The sequence below is a fragment of the Undibacterium paludis genome, assembly GCF_022568815.1.
Taxonomy (GTDB): Bacteria; Pseudomonadota; Gammaproteobacteria; order Burkholderiales; family Burkholderiaceae_D; genus Undibacterium.
Map to the genome: position 1 here is coordinate 334,168 of NZ_JAKZHX010000005.1, position 18,056 is coordinate 352,223.

General features: G+C 53.9%; 12 protein-coding genes and 1 riboswitch. Of the genes, 3 read left to right on the top strand and 9 right to left on the bottom strand.

Annotation, left to right across the window (positions count from 1 at the left end; translation table 11 throughout):
- Window positions 1–4: 4 nt before the first annotated feature.
- A complete protein-coding gene (locus LZ463_RS11225) occupies window positions 5–2,296 on the bottom strand; it encodes a UvrD-helicase domain-containing protein (RefSeq protein ID WP_241455713.1) in 2,292 nt (763 codons plus the stop codon).
- A 392-nt stretch (window positions 2,297–2,688) separates the two neighbouring features.
- Here LZ463_RS11225 and dapA point away from each other — a divergent pair, with 392 nt between their 5' ends.
- Entirely contained in the window at window positions 2,689–3,654 is a 966-nt protein-coding gene (gene dapA / locus LZ463_RS11230) for a 4-hydroxy-tetrahydrodipicolinate synthase (RefSeq protein ID WP_241455714.1), read from the top strand.
- Window positions 3,655–3,716: 62 nt separating this feature from the next.
- Window positions 3,717–4,433 carry a hypothetical protein gene (locus LZ463_RS11235; protein ID WP_241455715.1) on the top strand — a complete coding sequence of 239 codons (717 nt, stop codon included), beginning with the start codon at window positions 3,717–3,719 and terminating at the stop codon, window positions 4,431–4,433.
- 55 nt (window positions 4,434–4,488) lie between these two features.
- On the opposite strand, the gene LZ463_RS11240 is transcribed toward LZ463_RS11235, so the two are convergent.
- Window positions 4,489–5,460 carry an MBL fold metallo-hydrolase gene (locus LZ463_RS11240; RefSeq protein WP_241455716.1) on the bottom strand — a complete coding sequence of 324 codons (972 nt, stop codon included), beginning with the start codon at window positions 5,458–5,460 and terminating at the stop codon, window positions 4,489–4,491.
- A gap of 111 nt (window positions 5,461–5,571) precedes the next feature.
- Between LZ463_RS11240 and LZ463_RS11245 the strand changes: the two genes are divergently transcribed.
- Window positions 5,572–6,459 carry a LysR family transcriptional regulator gene (locus LZ463_RS11245; protein ID WP_241455717.1) on the top strand — a complete coding sequence of 296 codons (888 nt, stop codon included), beginning with the start codon at window positions 5,572–5,574 and terminating at the stop codon, window positions 6,457–6,459.
- A 5-nt stretch (window positions 6,460–6,464) separates the two neighbouring features.
- Here LZ463_RS11245 and thiE read toward each other — a convergent pair whose 3' ends face one another.
- From thiE to LZ463_RS11280, 7 genes are all read right to left on the bottom strand, one after another.
- Window positions 6,465–7,082 (bottom strand): thiamine phosphate synthase, encoded by a 618-nt coding sequence (gene thiE / locus LZ463_RS11250; RefSeq protein WP_241455718.1) that lies wholly within the window; start codon window positions 7,080–7,082, stop codon window positions 6,465–6,467.
- Complete coding sequence (gene thiD, locus LZ463_RS11255) at window positions 7,070–7,915, bottom strand: bifunctional hydroxymethylpyrimidine kinase/phosphomethylpyrimidine kinase (RefSeq protein WP_241455719.1); 846 nt, start codon at window positions 7,913–7,915, stop codon at window positions 7,070–7,072. Before thiD ends, thiE begins: the two co-directional genes overlap by 13 nt.
- A gap of 10 nt (window positions 7,916–7,925) precedes the next feature.
- The gene (locus tag LZ463_RS11260; protein ID WP_241455720.1) at window positions 7,926–8,714 is read right to left on the bottom strand and encodes a thiazole synthase; all 789 of its coding nucleotides are present in this window, start codon (window positions 8,712–8,714) and stop codon (window positions 7,926–7,928) included.
- 65 nt (window positions 8,715–8,779) lie between these two features.
- The gene (gene thiS, locus LZ463_RS11265; RefSeq protein ID WP_241455721.1) at window positions 8,780–8,980 is read right to left on the bottom strand and encodes a sulfur carrier protein ThiS; all 201 of its coding nucleotides are present in this window, start codon (window positions 8,978–8,980) and stop codon (window positions 8,780–8,782) included.
- A 2-nt stretch (window positions 8,981–8,982) separates the two neighbouring features.
- Window positions 8,983–10,896 carry a phosphomethylpyrimidine synthase ThiC gene (thiC, locus tag LZ463_RS11270; protein ID WP_241455722.1) on the bottom strand — a complete coding sequence of 638 codons (1,914 nt, stop codon included), beginning with the start codon at window positions 10,894–10,896 and terminating at the stop codon, window positions 8,983–8,985.
- A 78-nt stretch (window positions 10,897–10,974) separates the two neighbouring features.
- Window positions 10,975–11,075, bottom strand: a riboswitch (TPP riboswitch).
- Window positions 11,076–11,152: 77 nt separating this feature from the next.
- Window positions 11,153–13,306 (bottom strand): tetratricopeptide repeat-containing diguanylate cyclase, encoded by a 2,154-nt coding sequence (locus tag LZ463_RS11275; protein WP_241455723.1) that lies wholly within the window; start codon window positions 13,304–13,306, stop codon window positions 11,153–11,155.
- A 166-nt stretch (window positions 13,307–13,472) separates the two neighbouring features.
- Window positions 13,473–18,032 carry an EAL domain-containing protein gene (locus tag LZ463_RS11280; protein ID WP_241455724.1) on the bottom strand — a complete coding sequence of 1,520 codons (4,560 nt, stop codon included), beginning with the start codon at window positions 18,030–18,032 and terminating at the stop codon, window positions 13,473–13,475.
- Between the last annotated feature and the right edge of the window lie 24 nt (window positions 18,033–18,056).

The window sequence follows — 18,056 nt, forward strand, 5'->3', positions numbered from 1 at the left end:
TTCCTTATATTTTTTCTAGTTTTGCGACACTCAGGTCCAGCCGTTTCATACCAAACTTGCCAAAATTGATTTGAGCATTGGGGCTGGCACCGCCGCTGCCCCCTTCAATATTGACGATCACACCCTCACCAAATCGCTCATGAGATACGTTCTGGCCTATGCGCCAGCCTGCACCTGTATTTTTTTGCTTGAAGCTTTGTGCAATCTGGTTGGCAGCTTCATCGGGCGACTCATCCCAGGCAGATTTTTTGTTGCCAAACCAGCTGGCCTGTACACGCGGGGAGAGCCATTTCAAAGATTCTTCCGGCAACTCATCAAGAAAGCGTGAACGCATGTTATAACGGGTCTGGCCATGCAGCATGCGGGTTTGTGAGAAGCTCAGGTACAGGCGTTTGCGGGCGCGTGTGATGGCCACATACATCAGGCGGCGCTCTTCTTCGACACCGCTGTCTTCCTGCGCGCTATTCTCATGCGGGAACAAACCTTCTTCCAGGCCGGTGATAAAGACGGCATCAAACTCCAGGCCTTTGGCTGAATGCACGGTCATCAATTGCATGGCATCCTGGCCGGCCTGGGCCTGGTTATCACCTGCTTCGAGCGAAGCGTGTGAAAGGAAGGCAGACAAGGGCGACATCACTGTCGGCAAGGCTGCATCGGCATCGATAACTTGATCGCCTGCACCGTTATCGAGCAGGACAGTTGCGCTGCTGGCGGGGCCGGCAAAAGCAGGTGCCTCCTTATTGAAACCCTCTTCCGATACAAATAGCGTAGCGGCATTGACCAGTTGCTCCAGATTTTCTATACGGTCAGCACCTTCTTTTTCACTCTGATAGTGAGTCAACAGGCTGCTGACTTCGAGCACGATCTTGACCATCTCGGGCAGCGGCAGGTTTTGTGTTTCAAAACGTGCCCCTTCGATCAGCTTGACGAAAGATGCCAGCGAAGAACCGGCCTTGCCACCCACATGGCGTACTGCAGCATAGAGGGAAGTCTGGTGCTGCCCCGCGACATCCTGCAATTGCTCCAGCGAGCGGGCACCTATGCCGCGCGTTGGGAAATTCACTACGCGCAAGAAGGCAGAATCATTATGCGGGTTATCCATCAATTGCAGGTAGGCGATGGCGTGCTTGATCTCTGCCCGTTCAAAAAAGCGCTGACCACCATAAACACGATATGGAATGCCAGCCGTGAACAGCGCATGCTCAATCACGCGTGATTGCGCATTGGAACGATACAGGATGGCAATCTCGCTGCGCAGCGAACCTTCGCGTATCAGGTTCTTGGCCTCATCGATGATCCAGTTGGCTTCTTGTATATCGCTGCTGGCTTCCATGATGCGCACCGGTTCACCATGGCCGGCATCGGTGCGCAGATTCTTGCCCAGACGCTTGCTGTTGTGTTCGATGAGCACATTGGCACTGTCGAGGATATGGCCGTGCGAACGGTAATTCTGTTCCAGCTTGATCAGGTTCTGCACCTGGAACTCGCGTTCGAAAGCGGACATATTGCCGACATTGGCGCCACGGAAGGCATAGATGCTCTGGTCATCATCACCGACGGCAAACACGGCGCCGCCCTTTTTTGTCCCCTCGCCGGCCATCAGCTTGAGCCACTTGTATTGCAGGTCATTGGTGTCCTGGAACTCGTCGACCAGGATATGGCGGAACCTGTCCTGGTAATGTTCACGCAGTGGCTGGTTACGGCTCAGCAGCTCATAGGTGCGCAACAGCAGTTCGGCAAAATCAACCACGCCTTCACGCTGGCATTGAGCATCGTACAGATCATAGAGAGCAACCAGCTTGCGGTTGAAATCGTCATAGGCATCGACCTGGGCGGCACGCAAGCCCTGGTCCTTGGCGCCATTGATGAAATACATCAGGGTCTTGGGTGGAAATTTTTCATCATCGATATTATTCGCCTTGAGCAGGCGCTTGATGAAAGACAGCTGGTCACCAGAATCGAGTATCTGGAAAGTCTGTGGCAAACCGGCATCGCGATGATGCGCACGCAAGAGGCGGTTGCACAGGCCATGGAAAGTGCCTATCCACATGCCACGTGTATTGATAGGCAACATTGCCGACAGCCGCGTCAGCATCTCTTTGGCAGCCTTGTTGGTAAAAGTCACCGCCAGTATACCGCCAGGCGAGACCTGGCCAGTCTGTATCAACCAGGCGATGCGGGTCGTCAGCACACGCGTCTTGCCGGAACCCGCACCAGCCAGTATCAGGGCAGACTGGGCCGGCAATGTCACGGCGGCAAGTTGTTCAGGATTTAAGTTATGGAGTAAATTTTGCATAGACAGATTATACGGGACTCGGCGCAGGACCAGACGATGGACTATGTACGGGACTCAGCAAAGCACAGGTTAAGCCACACACAATCGAGAGTAGCCCGGCAATATTGTTGTCGGCGAAGAAATCGCGTATTGACAATATCGCGCAAAGCCGCAGATAATCAGGGCAACACTTTTATCTTATTACCATGCACATTCACACCAAAGACCAGACACAAACTCAGGGCATCGCTGCTTTGGGACCGGTCTTTGCCAAAGCCAAGAAACAGACGCTCATCTGACCGGGGCGTGCTGTCCCGTCAGGTGAGCTGACAGGATGGCAAAACGGTTAATACCCCCTTGTATCCCATGTCAACTCCGAAGACGGGTCTTTACCGGTCTACAGGAGAACAGGCATGTCCAGCAATATGAGCAACAACAGTAACAGCAGTCATATCAGCACACAGAATACTGCGGCCCTCGCCCGCAGGGCAAATGGCAAACCCGATTTTTCCGGCATCTGGGTTGCCCTGATTACGCCGTTCACCGACAGCGCAGATGCCGCCATTGACTTCCCGGCGCTACAAACCCTGGCAAAGAAACTGATAGCTGACGGTGCCACCGGCCTGGTGGTTTGCGGCTCCACCGGTGAAGCAGCCGCACTGAGTAGCGATGAACAGTTGCAGGTACTCGATGCGGTACTGGCTGTTGTGCCTGCCCGCCAGGTCATCATGGGCCTGAGCGGCAATCATATGCAAAACGTCCTGGACAGGCTGGCATTGACAGGCCAGCGCCAGGTCGCCGGCGTACTGGTGACGGCACCGTATTACATACGCCCCTCACAAGCAGGCGTACTGCATTACTTCCAGACTATTGCCAATGCCTCTGCAGTACCGGTGCTGTTATACAACATCCCCTACCGTACCGGTGTCAACATGGAATTGCCCACCCTGCGCGAACTGGCCAGGCACGACAATATCGTGGCCATCAAAGATTGCGGCGGTAATCTGCATGCGACCATGCAATTGATCATTGATGATGAGATACAAGTGCTGGCTGGTGAAGATCACCAGGTCTTCAGCACACTGTGCCTGGGCGGCACCGGCGCCATACTGGCCTCTGCCCATCTGCGCCCTGATTTATTTGCACGCATGCACAAATTGATCAGTGAAGGACAACTGGATCAGGCCAGGAGCATCTTTTACCATTTATTGCCAGTGATGCAGGCCTTGTTTGAAGAACCCAATCCCGCTCCCTTGAAAGCGGTGCTCGCTTCCATCTATCCCATGCAGGCCAATTTGCGTGCACCCATGCAAAATGCCAGCATTGCGATGAATGAAAAAATCCTGCAAGCCTATGCCTGCCTGCAGGACGTGCCATGATGGCATTGCCCGAAAGGGCAATGCAGCCGATAATGCGCGCTGTATTTGTTATCTGCTCTTTTATGAAGCCAAGTATTTACAAACTGCTGTCTGCACTGACACTCAGCCTGTCAGCACTGCCCTGCATGGTGAGCCCGGCCTCGGCCATGACCATGCTGAGGTCAAACGACACCCTGATCCTGTTTGGCAAAATCGAGGCCAGTGATCTTCAACGCTTTCACCGCAATCTCAGTGGCGGACCGGTAAAGCACGTGGTACTGACAGAAAGCCCGGGTGGTGACATGGGCGCTGCCTATGGTATTTCACATCTGATCACGCAAAGAAAAATCAATACGGCTGTGCGCGGCAGTTGCTACTCTGCCTGCGCCATCATCTTCATGGCTGGCATAGAAAGGCAGATGCTGGCCGGCAAGGACCTGGCCAGGACCAGTCTTGGCTTCCATGGCCCTCACAACAAGGAAACCCTGGAGATTTCTGTTGAAGCCATCCCCAAACTGAAGGAATGGCTGCTCAATGCAACCCAGGGCAAGTTCCCGGAAGAGCTGCTTGATCGGGCCCTGTTCATCAAACAGGCCAATGACATGATGTTTTTCTATTACCCTGGCGCGAATGCCAGCAAGGGTAATATCCGTTTCTGCAATGCAGGCAGTCTGGAAAATCCACGCAAGTGCAATAACATCGAGGGTCATGACATTCTGAGTGTAGGCATACTGACGACACCGGAATTATTGCAGGTGGAAAGCCTGGAACCGCCAACAAGTGACAGTCAGAACCGCTGACATTCTCTTTCGCCCAGGCCAGGGCCTGGGAGATTTCCTGCTGTATTCAGCCAGCTTATTTCTTGCTCAGGTCCTTATATGCTGCCGGTACATTCAGGCCAGGGTGTACCCAGCCAAACAAAGCATATCCGCCAAATTCCGGCATGGTGGTCTGCTGCACGGTTTGTTCCAGCGTCAGGCCCTGGTTGATTGCCGCCTGTACCTTGTTGCGTATGGTGTCGAGGTAATTGATATGCCAGTTCAGGTCGTTACGTGTCATGGCCACTCCATGGCCGGGTATGATGCGGGCATCTTCTGGTAAAAAGGCATACACGCGCTTCAAGGTATCAAGAGTCTCCACCAGATTGCCATCAAGCAGCCAGGGCAAGGCAGGCTTGGCGGCAATCACCGGGTTACCGGCCCACAATACTTTGGACTGCGGCTCCCACACCCAGAGGTCGCCACCGGTCTGGCCAAAACCAAAATCGATGATATCAACGCTCTTGCCACCGAGGTCTATCGTGATTTTGCCGCCGGCAGGCACCAGCACATCCGGGCTGCGCACCTGGATTTGCTCTATACCCCTGCCAGTGCCAAAGTTCTTGATCATGAAAGCCTTGTCATCATCAAGATGCGCGGCAATATAGTCTCGCGTCACAGCATGCTGAATGATGCGCGTGCCGGCGGGCATGAACATGTTGCCGTAAGAATGATCGCCATGCGAGCTGGTATTGACGGCATACATCAGGGGCTTGCCGCCCAGTTTCCGGCTCAGGTCCTGCACCTGTTTATTGAGGCGCTGATTAAGCATGGTTTCCACCAGCAGCGCCCCTTTGCTGCCAACGATCAGGCCGCCGCTGGTGGCTGCGGCGCCGCCTTTGGCGTTGAGCTCACGGGCATCTTTGGCGTAATAGGCATAAACATGGTCAGCCAGTTTTTCACTGACCATCTCAACCTTGTTGCCGTCCCAGATCGGTTCGCCCGCAAAGGCAGCGAAACCGGACGACAGGCTCAGGGCAACGGCGGTTTTGATCAACATCGATTTCATGGCAAGGCTCCTTGTTAGATCAGTTAGGTCAATTGAATTGACAGTGAAAGCAGCTTATCATTTGCATTGACGCATAAATATTCCAATATTTGACAATAATTATTTGCACTTATGCAAATCAGAGAAGACTTGAATGACTTGCGCTATGTGGCAGCCATCTTGCAGACCGGTTCGCTGGCGGGTGCAGCACGCCTGCTTGATGTAAATCATGCAACGGTATTTCGCCGCATCACGCAACTCGAAGCCCAGCTGGGCGTGCGCCTGTTCGAGCGCCACGCCGGGCGCTATCAGGCTACCGCAGCTGGTGAAGAACTGGCCAAGGCTGGCACCTTGATCAATGACATGGCCGCCCAGGCCTTGCTGAAGGTAGCCGGCCAAGACCTGCGCCCCAGCGGCAGTGTGCGTATCACAACGACAGATAGTGTGGCGCGGGTATTACTGAAACCCATCATGCACCTGTGCCGTCAGCGCTATCCGCAGATCAGCCTGCAGGTAGGGATAGACAATGAAATGGCCAACCTGTCAAAACGCGATGCCGACATTGCCATACGCCCGGCCCTGCAACCGCCCGAGCACCTGATAGGCAAGCGCATTGCCGGCCTGAGCTTTGCCATCTATGGAGCAAGGGAATACCTGGAGACGCATCCGTCAACGGACCTGGCCGAACATGAATGGATAGCCCTGGACGATACACGCAGCCGCCATCGCAGCCTGCGCTGGCTGGAAAAATTCAAACCGCTGGATGAAGTCGGCTTTCGTATCAACAGTTTTGGCGGTGTGTGCGATGCCTGCGCAGCAGGGCTGGGCCTGGCCCTGCTGCCCTGCTTCATGGGTGATGCCCAGGCAGGTCTGCAAAGACTGGGCGAAACGCAGCCGGACTGTGCATCAGAACTGTGGCTGCTGACTCATCCGGACTTGCGTGATACCTTGAGGGTAAAAGTGATTTACCAGTTACTGCTGGAAGAACTGAGTAAGCTGGCAGGCAGGCTGCAAGCCTGATACACCTAGGCAAACAGGGCAGTCAATGCCTGTGCTGCCTCGCGCGGCTGCTCGGCCATGTAGACGCTGCTGATCACCGCGACCATCTCCGTTCCGTTGGCTATGAGAGGCCGGCAATTATCAAGCGTCATGCCACCTATCACCACCTTGGGCAAGTTAAATTCCCTGCCGGCATCTGCGACTATTGAGGCCGGTGTCGTTACCGCATATTTCTTGATGCGCGAGGGGTAGAAACCGCCAAAGGCAATGTAACTGGCGCCGCCTTTTACTGCAGTTCTGGCCAGTTCAAGATCACCATAACAGGACGCCCCCAATATCTTGTCCGGCCCCAATTTGACCCTGGCTTCTGCCACGGTGATATCGGTACCGCCTACATGCAGACCATCAGCATCAATCTCCAGGCACAGATCCAGATGATCATTGATGATGAAAGGTTTGTCGAATTCCCTGCACAATTCCAGCAAGGCTGTCGCCTGGATTTTGCGCAGGGTGCTGCTGGCGGTCTTGTGCCGGTATTGCACGATATTTGCGCCACCCTGCAATGCCTGTTCTGTCACCGCCACGAGCTGCGCCGTATCATCCCAGTCCGGTGTGACGATGTACAAACCTTTTAATTGATGCATGATTCCTCCTGTTTGCTTCTTTTGCTTTTTTTAATGACAACAGCATGGCGTGCCGGTATCAACTGCCCCGCCGCGATGGCATAGGCATGTTGCAGGCTCTGCTGGGTATAAGCTTGCGCATGGCCCAGCGCCTCACCCATGTCCGCACCACATGCCAGTTGCCCGGCGATGGCGGAAGCCAGCGTGCAGCCGCTGCCGTGGAACTCACCCGGCAGACGTGGCCATTGCCACTCCTGCGCAGTTTGCCATTGCCCATGCTGGAACCAGATATTCCTGACCATGGCTTCATTTGCATGACCGCCCTTGAGCAAGACATCCGCCTCCATGTCCTGCATCAATTGCCCTACCTGTGCATGCAAATCCTGACTCTTTGGAGACAGCCGCTTCAGCTCTGGCAAATTTGGCGTAACCAGGGTGGCAACCTTGAGTAAAGGCTGTATCGCAACAACGGCATCGTCAAGCGACAGGCTGTCGCCATGGCCGCTGCCCAGCACAGGATCAACGATGACCTGCAAATCCGGCTGTTGCTGTTTCATGTTCTCGATAAAGCTTGCAATTGCCGTGGCATTTTTTTTATGTGCGACGATGCCCAGCTTGACCACCTTGACAGGCATCTTGGCAACCAGGGTCATTGCCTGCTGCAAGATGATCTGCACATCGACGGCATGTACCGCATAGGCATGATCGTTGTCCTGCACTGTCAATGCCGTAATCACCGGCAGGGCATGCGCACCTTGCGCGGCAATCGCTTCTATGTCCGCCTGTATGCCGGCGCCACCACTGGGATCATGTCCGGCAAACACCAGCACACAGGGACGGGTTGATGCTTTCATCGGATGAACGTCAGACAATACGACCAGCCATGGGGGACGATGGCGACGCGGCAAATTTGCGCGCCATGCGTCCCGCCAGGAAGGCTTCGCGCCCGGCTTCTACTGCCAACCCCATGGCGCGCGCCATGCGCACCGGGTCTTTTGCACCCGCAATGGCGGTATTCATCAGCACACCATCACAGCCGAGTTCCATGGCGATCGCTGCATCGGATGCGGTACCGACACCGGCATCAACCAGCACCGGTACTTTCGCCTGATCGATGATCAGCGACAAGTTCCATGGATTCAAGATACCCATGCCAGAACCTATCAATGAGGCCAGGGGCATGACAGCAACGCAGCCTATATCTTCCAGCATGCGCGCCTGTATCGGGTCATCGCTGCAATACACCATGACATCAAAACCGTCCTGCACCAATACCTTTGCAGCCTTCAAGGTTTCCGGCATATTCGGGAACAAGGTTTTCTCATCACCGAGCACTTCAAGCTTGCACAGCTTGTGGCCGCCCAGTAATTCACGTCCCAGTTGCAGGGTATAGACGGCATCTTCAGCGTTATAGCAACCCGCCGAGTTGGGCAGTATCGTGTATTTACTCGGCGGTACCACGTCGAGCAAACTTGGTGCATTCGGGTCCTGGCCTATATTCACACGACGTATCGCCACGGTGATGATCTCTGCACCACTGGCTTCGGTCGCCAGACGGGTTTGCTCCAGGTCTTTGTATTTGCCACTGCCGACCAGCAGGCGGGAGCGGTAAGTTTTACCGGCTATGGTCAAGCCTTGGTTTTGTGTGTTCATTGTTTCTCCAAAATTTGGGATGCCGCCTAACTCCTTCCCCTTGAAGGGGAAGGAACCTTAAAACCTCAACCACCGCCAATCGCACGCACCACATCCACCTTGTCATCAACCTGCAACTGATGTTCTGCCCAACGCGACCGCGGAATGATCTGCCGGTTAACCGCCACCGCAATCGCCTGCTGCGACAGATTCAGTTCCGTAATCAGATCAGCCAGCAGCGCGCTCACCAGTTGCCGCGTTTCTCCATTAAGCTGTATCGCTATCATGGTCATTGCTTCTTGTAGATTTCAGCACCGGACTTGATGAACTCAACCGCCTTGACTTCCATGCCCTGCTTCAGGGCCTGTATCTCGGTAATACCCTGAGCCTGGGCATAATCACGTACTTCCTGGGTGATTTTCATGGAACAGAAATGCGGACCACACATGGAGCAGAAATGGGCAACCTTGGCAGAGTCCTTGGGCAGTGTTTCGTCATGGAATTCGCGCGCCTTGTCGGGATCGAGACCAATGTTGAACTGGTCTTCCCAGCGGAATTCGAAGCGTGCCTTGGACAGGGCATTGTCACGTATCTGCGCACCGGGATGGCCCTTTGCCAGATCGGCTGCATGGGCAGCGATCTTGTAAGTGATGATGCCGTCCTTGACGTCGACCTTGTTCGGCAAACCCAGATGTTCTTTCGGTGTCACATAGCACAGCATGGCCGTGCCATACCAGCCTATCTGTGCTGCGCCTATGCCAGAAGTGATATGGTCGTAACCAGGGGCGATATCAGTCGTCAAGGGTCCGAGAGTATAGAAAGGTGCTTCGTGACACTGCTCGAGTTGCAGGTCCATGTTTTCCTTGATGAGGTGCATGGGCACATGACCGGGACCTTCAATCATGACTTGTACATCATGCTTCCAGGCGATCTGTGTCAGCTCACCCAGGGTTTTCAATTCACCTAATTGTGCTTCGTCATTGGCGTCATAGATGGAGCCAGGGCGCAGGCCATCGCCGAGACTGAAGGACACGTCATAAGCCTTCATGATTTCGCAGATGTCTTCGAAATGCTCGTACAAAAAGCTTTCCTTATGATGTGCCAGGCACCATTTCGCCATGATGGAACCACCACGCGAAACGATGCCGGTCAGGCGTTTGGCCGTCATCGGTACGTATTGCAGGCGTACACCGGCATGGATGGTGAAGTAATCAACGCCCTGCTCAGCCTGCTCAATCAGCGTGTCGCGGAAGATTTCCCAGGTCAGGTCTTCTGCCTTGCCGTTGACTTTTTCCAGCGCCTGGTAAATCGGTACGGTACCGATAGGTACAGGTGAATTGCGGATGATCCATTCACGGGTTTCATGGATGTGTTTGCCGGTGGACAGATCCATGACATTGTCGCCACCCCAGCGTATCGCCCAGGTCATTTTCTCGACTTCTTCACCGATGGAAGAAGTCACTGCTGAGTTGCCGATATTGGCATTGATCTTGACCAGGAAATTACGGCCTATGATCATCGGCTCGATTTCAGGGTGGTTGATGTTGGCTGGAATAATGGCGCGGCCACGGGCAATTTCTGAACGCACGAATTCCGGTGTGATTTCTGTGGGGATGGAAGCGCCAAATGACTGGCCGGGATGCTGGCGTCCCATCACTTCAGCAAGCTTGCTGCCCATGGGGCCGGAGGTTTTCAGGTTGGCCAGGTATTCCTGTCTGCGCATGTTTTCGCGGATGGCGACAAATTCCATTTCTGGCGTAATGATGCCCTGGCGCGCGTAGTGCATCTGCGAGACATTCTTGCCTGCCAGTGCGCGGCGTGGCTTGCGTTTCAGATTGAAGCGCAGTTCAGCCAGCTTGGGGTCATGCAGACGGGCAATACCGTATTCAGAAGTCGGGCCTGCTAATTCTTCGGTGTCATTGCGTTCGGCTATCCAGGCGCCGCGTACGGAAGCCAGTCCTGAACGTATATCTATCCTTGCTTCAGGGTCAGTGTAAGGGCCGGATGTGTCGTACACATAAATCGGCGGGTTCTTTTCAGAACCAAACATGGCGGGCGTATCAGCCTGGCTGATCTCGCGCATGGGTACGCGGATATCAGGACGGCTCCCTTGTACATAAACTTTACGGGAATTCGGTAATGGCTGGATTGCTGCCTCATCTACCGTAGCGGTAGCAGACAGAAATTGCGGGTTGGCGTTCATTTTGGCTCCTTGGCTTTATTGGCTTGGAGCCAGCAAAGGAGTTTCCAAATCAGGTGGCACACACAGGAACACGGGCGGCACAGTCTTCGGCAGCTTCCCTTCGCTGGCATTATCCAGATCAGGTTCGAGGGTATTTCTCACCCGACAACAAACAGTTGGCAGGACCCCTAGCATTTTTCACCGCAGGTCCTTGGCGGACCGGCAGCGACGGCAAATTATACGACTTTTTACAAGCTATGGCTGTTATTTGTGGTTGTTACTTCATTTCACTGACCAGATCACCTTGTGCGTCTGACAAGGTAACCGGCTCTTCTGCCGCTTTCACCGGCCCGTGCACTTCAGCCAGTTCAACCATACCAGCCTTGATGGCGGCGGACAGGTCATGATCAAGTACGGGCAAGGCTTCCTCATACGGAATCAATAGCCTGCTGACACCGTAAGCACGATTACGTCCGTTAACTTTACCCAGGTAGAGCGCCATATCAGCAATCTGCAGGGCTTTTTCCCAGTTACACATCAACTCGGGCACACCAGAAAACGGCAAGCTGATGAAACCTGCTGTCAATGTTGCGTGGATTTCTGCGCCTTCCACTTTGATTGGCTCCTCGCCTATGCCGCGCAAGACGCGGTCAACCAGGTTTTTCAACTGTGCAGGGTTGGTGCGGGGCGAGTAAATCAGGAATTCTTCGCCCCCCCAGCGCAACACCATGTCGCTGTCGCGCACCGTCTTGCGCAGACGCCGGGCGACCTCCATCAGTACAGCATCACCAGCCGCGTGACCATAACCGTCGTTGATATTTTTAAAATGATCGAGGTCCATCAATATCAGGCTATCCGGATTTTCCAGCACGTCTTCACGTCGCTCGCCTCCTGGCAAGACCGCTCTGTTTTTCATCAGTTCAACAAAAGAGCGGCGGTTATACAAGCCAGTCAGGGGATCACGCACCGCATGGAATTCCAGTTGTTGATTAACTTCACGCAATTGTTCATTGGTCTTGCGCACGCGTTGATAGAGAAAGAAAATCACCACACCTATCATGACAGTGACCAGGGCAGCCAGGATCAGAATGACCTGCTGCAATTGCTGATTCTTGATCTCAGCATCTTTCAACTGATTTTCACGCGCCAGCAATTCGATCTGCTTTTGTCTTTGCTGGGCATTGAATTGTTCTTGCAGGGTAGCGACGGCACGGGCACGGTCTGAACGAAATAATTCATCGCTGAGTTTTTGTTGCTCACGGACGATGATCAGGGCTTCCTTATACATGTCGGCCGCTTCGTACATGCTGCCGATTTCGCTAAGCAAACTTTCTACATCTGACTTGGAGCCTGTCTCCATGAAAAATTTCTTGGCCTCGTTGATATATTCTATGCCCTGCGCAAATTTCTTTTGTCCGGCCAGGGCAAAACCTATATTAGCCTTGCCCATGGCTATACCATAGGGATCATTAATGACCTTGGCTTTTTCCAGCGCAGCCCGGGCGGCTTGCTCGGCTTCGCTATATTTGTGTACTTTGAGGTAGTAGTCAGAGATATTGCTCAAGGCTGTGGCAGCCATGGCAGGCATGCCTGCATCATCAGCAATCTGCAATACTTTTTTGTAAGCGTCAATGGCGTCATCGTAGCGAGCCAGATCCATCAAGGCCAGGCCACGTGTCATTTGCAGCGAAGCGGTAACTTTGGGTGCATCAATCCTGGCCGTCAGCACCAGGGCTTCATCGGTCGCTTCCAGCGCCTTTTCCGGGTTATGCATGCTTTGATAGAGCCTGGCTATCGATTCCATGCGATACATTTTTGCCTGGGCACGGCGACGTGGTATCTGGTCTGCCAGGCGCAGGGCTTCCAGATAATAAGGCAAAGATTTGTCGAAGTTGCCGATAGCAAGCTGTACTGCGCCAAATCCGATGTTCAGGCGCATCAGTGCTTCGGCATTTTTGCTGTCACGCAAACTGCTTTGCACTTCGTTGAGCTTGACCAGCGCCAACGCAAACTTGCCCTGATCAAGTAATTGAAAAGCTTCGCCTATCTGCGCCATACTGATCAATTCAGGGTCATTGCGCGACTTCGCCAGTTGCAGCAATTCGGTATTGGCCGCATCGGCTTCCTTGATTTTTCCAGCGTCGTACAGTATGCCTATCAAGGTTTTCAACACTTCAGCCCGCAAGGCAGGATCAGCGCTGGCGCCAATTTTTTCCTTATAGTCCTGTAATTGCCTGAGCGCTGTCGTGTTATCACGATCAGACAGGGCGTGAATGGCTTCTATCTCGGAAAGATCAGGCTTGCTCTGGGCTTGCAGTGGCGGGCTCCACATCAACAAAAAACAGTTGAGCAGAAGCAATCCCGGCACCAGGCGGGCCTGTTTGATCGGTATGCGAAGCTGCAACTTGCAAGCTTTCATAGATTTGTCCATGTCTCCTGGAGTCTGTGGCGAGGCGGGTCGACCCGCTACTGTGTCTTGCCAGCTTCAATCCGGCAATTTCTCTTCAGTTTCTATTTATAATCATATCCGTTACACAATGACCTCTGCAAATTCCCTGGCTGTTCGGCCTGGCATGACAGGCGGGCAGGCAGCCCACTCACTTGCCATCCTGGCCGAAAAACACCTTGCCTGCCTGTGACAGTAATTCATCTTCTATCTGCTGTGCCGGCACAGGTTTGCTCAGATAAAAACCTTGCAGAATATCGCAGGATTTGGAGCGCAGGAAATCCAGTTGCTCCCGCGTTTCCACCCCTTCTGCCACCACTTCCAGTCGCAAGCTATGGGCCAGTGCAATAATGCCGGTGACGATGGCGGCATCATCGGCATCCCCCGGTACGTCACGTACAAATGAACGGTCTATCTTGACGATATCGACAGGGAAACGTTTCAGGTATGACAGGGATGAATAGCCAGTGCCGAAGTCATCTATCGTCAGTCGCACGCCAAGACTGCGCAAACGGTCAAGCACAGCCAGGGTGTCCTGTGCATGTTCCATCAGGGTGCTTTCTGTAATCTCCAGCTCCAGCATATGCGCAGGCAATTCCGTATCGGACAAGGCTTTTTCTACCGTAGAGACAAAATCTTTTTGCAATAACTGGCTGACCGACAAATTGACTGCCACCCGTAAATCCCGGAAGCCTTTCTGCATCCAGGTACGCATCTGCTGGCAGGCAGTACGCAACACCCATTCGCCCAGCGCGATGATGAGACCGGTCTCTTCCGCCATGGGAATAAATTCCAGCGGCGCCACCATGCCGCGAGTAGGATGGTACCAGCGCACCAGGGCTTCCATACCGATGATTTCACCGGTATCCATGCGTGCCTGCGCCTGGTAGAAGACCGCCAGTTCATTACGTTCCAGTGCACGGCGCAGATCGTTTTCCAGGCGTACGCGTTCAGAGATGGAATGCTCCATCGCGGCTTCAAAGAATTGGAAGTCAGAATTGGTTTTCTTGGCGCGGTACATGGCCGTGTCGGCATGCTTGACCAATGTGCCAACATCAGCGCCATCGTTTGGATAAACAGAAATACCTATGCTGGCCGTCACAAAAATATCGTGCCCATCAATCTGGAAAGGCTTGGCCACAGTACGGCAGATATTTTGCGCAGCTGCTGCGGCTGCTGCCGGGTCTGCCAGTTCACTCAGCACAACGGTGAATTCATCACCGCCCAGTCTGGCCACGCAATCAGCATTGCGTACACTGCGCCGCACGCGCTGCGCCACCGCAACCAGCAAGCGGTCACCAACATCATGACCCAGGCTGTCGTTCACATTCTTGAAACGGTCAAGATCGAGAAACAGCACCGCTACTGATTCCCCATTGGTCTTGGCCATCTCCAGCCTGCGTCCCAACTGGTCAAGGAATTGCGTACGGTTGGGCAAACCCGTCAACACATCATTGAAAGCCAGGTGACGTATGCGTTTTTCTGCCTGGTTGGCTTCTATGATGCGGCGCACGCGCTGGGACAGTACGGCAAAATGTATGGGCTTGGGGATGTAGTCGCAAGCGCCGGCAGCAAACGCGCGCTCCACCGAACTATTGTCTTCCAGCGCGGTAATCATCAGCACCGGTATGCTGCGGCCACGCGGCAATTCCTGTATCAGGCTGCAGGCAGTGAAGCCATCCATCACCGGCATGACGGCATCCATCAGGATCACATCGGGTCGGATGCGTTTGAGCATCTGCAAGGCTTGCGACCCATCGGCAGCTTCTTCCACCTTGAAGCCGTCTCTTTGCAGGGTGTGGCGCAAGGTGCTGCGGGTGCTGCGGTCATCATCGACCACCAGGACCTTGGCCACCTGGCGATCGCTGGTCAGCACTTCGTGGTCTTGCAAATAGACTTCATCACCCAATTCTGCGGCCACTGCTTCATAGGCATTTTGCAGGCTGCCCAGCAGGGGCGAGATATCAGGCAAATGACCTTGCTGGGCCAGTTGTTCGACTTCCTTGGCAAATTGCATCAGGCTGAGCGCCCCCAGGTTACCGCTGCTGCCTTTGATGGAATGCGCCATCGCCCTGACCAGTTCGGCGTCGCTCTGTTGCAGTCCATGATGCAATTGTTCCAGGTAGATTGGTGTGTCTTCCAGGAACAGGGAAACCGTCTGTTGCAAACCAGGCCCAAGTATCTCGCGCAATTTGTCGAACACAGCCCTGTCTATGGTACTGCTGTCGAGGGGCAACAAATTGCCATCTGCCGGCAAGGCGCGTCCAGCGGCGCCGCCGTGTCTGAGCCAGCGTTCGAGCTTCTGACGCAGTTCCACCAGGGTGATGGGTTTGGCCAGGTAATCATCCATGCCTATTGCCAGGCATTTTTCTGCGTCTCCTGGCTGGGTATTGGCGGTCATGGCGACGATAGGAGTACGTCTGCCCAGGCCGTCTTCGTAGCTGCGTATTCTGACCGTTGCCTCATAACCGTCCATCTCCGGCATGCTGCAATCCATCAGTATCAGGTCGTAGCGACTGCGTCTTGCAGCTTCGACTGCTTCTTTCCCATTACCGGCAAATTCGCAATGGCAGGAACTAAGCGATAACATGCCCGCTGCCACCATTTGATTGGTACGGTTATCTTCAACGACAAGCACCCGCCACTCGCCTTTTTCGGCGGACACGGCAGGTTCAGCATGACGGCTCACTTCAGCGGGCAAAAGGGCCGCTTGCGCCACAGGCAGTCCTGCTGTTGCGGGTGTTACTGCAATTGACTGACTGGCCGGATCAAGTAACAGATGACGGATGGATTCCATCAGTCTCTCCATCTGTACAGGCTTGCCCAGGCAGATATCTGCGGATGAAGAATTTTCCTGACTGGCGCTGCCATATTTGTCGAGAGCCAGGGTCCTGATGCCGCTGTGATGATGATCAATCTTCAGCCTGTGGGCCAGGTCCTCACCGCTTTCATCGACGCTGGCAATGTCCATGATGACCAGTGAATAGGGACCGGCCTCGCTGGCTGCCCGCGTCAGCAAAGCCAGTGCTTCCGTACCATTGCCAACACCACGGCACAACAGGCCATGACGTGACAGATTTTGCACCAGAAAAAGCCTGACGACTTCACTGTCATCGACGATCAGGATTCTCTCGTCACGCAAATCCATGTTGAGCATGTCGTCCGTATCACCATCCCTGACAGAGGATGCAGCCTGGCATTGCATGGTGAAATGAAAGTTACTGCCCTGCCCCACTGTGCTATTGACGCCGATTTCACCATGCAATAAAGCCACCAGCTGTTTGCAGATGGCCAGTCCAAGGCCGGTACCGCCATATTTGCGGGTAGTCGACCGGTCTGCCTGGGCGAAAGAGTCAAATACCGTGGCAACTGCATCTGCGGACATACCTATGCCGGTATCGCGAACCTCAAACCGCAATGACAGCATTTGATCAGCATTATCGCTTTGTGAGGTTGGCTCTGCCTTGTCCCGTGTCACCCACAGGCTCACTTCACCATGTTCAGTGAATTTGATGGCGTTACCGATCAGGTTGATCAGTATCTGCCTCAGGCGCAGGGAATCACTCTTGATGCGCCAGGGAACATCATCAGCAATCAGATAAGCCAGTTCCAGCCCTTTTTGTTGCGCCGATTTGGCCAGCAGGGTGATAACTTCGGATATCAGCTTGTTAAGGTCAAATTCAATGTTCTCGACCTCGACCTTACCGGCTTCCATCTTGGAAAAATCGAGAATGTCATTGATCAGCTCTATCAAAGCCTGTGAAGAATTCCAGGCCACGTCGACGCATTCACGCTGATGTTTGGTGAGACGCATTTCCTTGAGCATGTCTAGCATGCCTACGACACCGTTGAGCGGGGTCCGTACTTCATGGCTGACGGTGGCGGCAAACTGCGCCTTCATGATCGCTGTCTGCAAGGCCTGATCACGCGACTGCTTGAGTTCATTTTCGCGTTCTTCAAGCACAGACATCATCTGATTGAAAGCCTGCGCCATTTCTATGATGTCTTTTGATCCCTGCGGTGCGGCACGCATGCCGGACTCGCCAGCTTCTGCCCTGCCCATCAGGGCTGACAGCTGGTTCAACGGACGTATCATCTGACGTGATACCAGGCGTATGACGCCCAATAACACCAATGCGAACGACAGGGAAATGGCAAGATTGCTGATCAACAAAGATGTAATCAACTTGTCCAGTGTATCCTTGCCGATGATGACATTTACATAACCGAGCAATTGCGGTTTGCTTTCCTGCACTTCAAACGGGGAAACTTCGGTCTCGCCACCAACGACCGGCGCACTGAAACGCCAGTCATGATCGCTTTCCTGCTCCAGCCTGGCACTGGCCAACTGCTTTTTGGGCGCTGCCGGCAAGGGTGCAGGTGTCACACCAGCCTTGTTTTGCGATAACAAAACCTTGTGATCGGCATTGATGATGTCGACCTGAAGGACATCGGGAAAAGCCAGTGTGGTTGCCACCACCTCCTTGGCATTATCGGCAGAATGATACAGCAGGGCCAGGCGGCTTTGCCGTGCCAGGTTCTCTGCCACTTGCTGCCCCTGCACGACAAAATAATCACGCATGCGATGACTGGCCTGCCAGGAATTCATGATGGATGAAAACAGGGCCAGCACCAGGATGGCAGCAGTGATGATGAGCGTCAATTGCCGACTGAAACCTATGCGCCGAAAATACTTGCTAAAAACCGTCATGCGTCAACCAAAATAGATAAGGCT